Source organism: Faecalimicrobium dakarense (genome assembly GCF_000499525.1).
GTDB lineage: Bacteria > Bacillota > Clostridia > Peptostreptococcales > Peptostreptococcaceae > Faecalimicrobium > Faecalimicrobium dakarense.
Genome location: NZ_HG529442.1, coordinates 1 through 2,503 on the forward strand (window position 1 = coordinate 1; position 2,503 = coordinate 2,503).

Here is a 2,503-nt window from a genome sequence, read left to right on the forward strand (position 1 = left end):
TTTGGTCAAGTCCTCGACCTATTAGTATCGATAAGCTAAATACATTACTGCACTTACACCTTCGACCTATCAACCAGGTAGTCTTCCTGGGGTCTTACCCTTACGGTGGGAAATCTTATCTTGAAGTTGGCTTCGCGCTTAGATGCTTTCAGCGCTTATCCATTCCGTACATAGCTACCCAGCCATGCCCTTGGCAGAACAACTGGTACACCAGAGGTACGTCCATCCCGGTCCTCTCGTACTAAGGACAGGTCTCCTCAAATTTCCTACGCCTGCGACGGATAGGGACCGAACTGTCTCACGACGTTCTGAACCCAGCTCGCGTACCACTTTAATGGGCGAACAGCCCAACCCTTGGGACCTACTACAGCCCCAGGATGTGATGAGCCGACATCGAGGTGCCAAACCTCCCCGTCGATGTGGACTCTTGGGGGAGATAAGCCTGTTATCCCCAGGGTAGCTTTTATCCGTTGAGCGATGGCCCTTCCATGCGGAACCACCGGATCACTAAGTCCGACTTTCGTCCTTGCTCGACCTGTATGTCTTGCAATCAAGCTCTCTTTTGCCTTTACACTCTTCGTACGATTTCCGACCGTACTGAGAGAACCTTTGAGCGCCTCCGTTACTCTTTGGGAGGCGACCGCCCCAGTCAAACTGCCCACCTGACGGTGTCCCAAGACCTGATTCAAGGCCTCTGGTTAGGATCCCAGTACTACAAGGGTGGTATCCCAAGGATGACTCCACCGAAACTGGCGTTCCGGCTTCAAAGTCTCCCACCTATCCTGTACATGTAGTACCAAGACCCAACGTCAAGCTACAGTAAAGCTCCATGGGGTCTTTCCGTCCTGTCGCAGGTACCCGGCATCTTCACCGGGATTACAATTTCACCGAGTCTATTGTTGAGACAGTGCCCAAATCGTTACGCCTTTCGTGCGGGTCGGAACTTACCCGACAAGGAATTTCGCTACCTTAGGACCGTTATAGTTACGGCCGCCGTTTACTGGGGCTTAAGTTCACTGCTTCGATTGCTCTAACAGATCCCCTTAACCTTCCAGCACCGGGCAGGCGTCAGCTCCTATACATCGTCTTGCGACTTAGCAGAAACCTGTGTTTTTGGTAAACAGTCGCTTGGGCCTATTCTCTGCGGCCATCCAAAGGATGGCACCCCTTCTCCCTAAGTTACGGGGTCATTTTGCCGAGTTCCTTAACAATAGTTCTCTCGCTGGCCTTAGGATACTCTCCTCACCCACCTGTGTCGGTTTGAGGTACGGGCGCCTTTAAACTCGATAGAGACTTTTCTTGACAGTGTGAAATCAGCTACTTCGCTACTAAATTTCGCTCCCCATCGTACCCCAGCATTATCAAGACGGATTTGCCTATCTTGACTGCCTCAGTACTTAGCCACACATAACCAACAGTGTGGTTAGCTTATCCTACTGTGTCATCCCATTTCTCAAGCGTTTATTGGCGGTACAGGAATATCAACCTGTTGTCCATCACCTACGCCTTTCGGCCTCGGCTTAGGTCCCGACTAACCCAGGGCGGACGAACCTTCCCCTGGAAACCTTGGGTTTACGGCCCGTGGGATTCTCACCCACGTCTCGCTACTCATGCCAACATTCTCACTCGTATACTGTCCACGCGTCCTTACGGTCACGCTTCAGCCTGCATACGAAGCTCCCCTACCCATCATAATGATGCCGTAGCTTCGGTAGTACGTTTTAGCCCCGGAAATTTTCGGCGCAGGATCACTCGACCAGTGAGCTATTACGCACTCTTTAAATGAGTGGCTGCTTCTAAGCCAACATCCTGGTTGTCTGTGCAATCCCACATCCTTTACCACTTAACGTACATTTAGGGACCTTAGCTGACGATCTGGGCTGTTGCCCTTTCGACTATGAATCTTATCACCCACAGTCTGACTCCCAAGTATAAGAATACGGCATTCGGAGTTTGATAGTCTTCGGTAAGTGCAATACCCCCTAGGACATTCAGTGCTCTACCTCCGCTTCTCTCAACCTTGAGGCTAGCCCTAAAGCTATTTCGGGGAGAACCAGCTATCTCCGGGCTCGATTGGAATTTCACCGCTATCCACAAGTCATCCCCGAGCTTTTCAACGCTCGTGGGTTCGGTCCTCCACGAAATTTTACTTTCGCTTCAACCTGCTCATGGATAGGTCGCCCGGTTTCGGGTCTACGTCAAGTAACTTAAGCGCCCATTTAAGACTCGCTTTCGCTACGGCTCCACACCTTAAGTGCTTAACCTTGCTACTTAACGTAACTCGTTGGCCCGTTCTACAAAAAGTACGCGGTCACACAAGTAATGTGCTCCCACAGCTTGTAAGTGCAGGGTTTCAGGTTCTATTTCACTCCCCTCCCGGGGTTCTTTTCACCTTTCCCTCACGGTACTATGCGCTATCGGTCACTAGGTAGTATTTAGGCTTGGAGGATGGTCCCTCCTGCTTCCCACAGGGTTTCACGTGTCCCGTGGTACTCTGGATCAT

Annotated in this window: 1 rRNA gene; it reads right to left on the reverse strand. The window is 51.1% G+C overall.

Annotation, left to right across the window (positions count from 1 at the left end):
- Window position 1: 1 nt before the first annotated feature.
- Window positions 2-2,503, reverse strand: a 23S ribosomal RNA gene (locus tag BN899_RS18100); the annotation flags it as partial.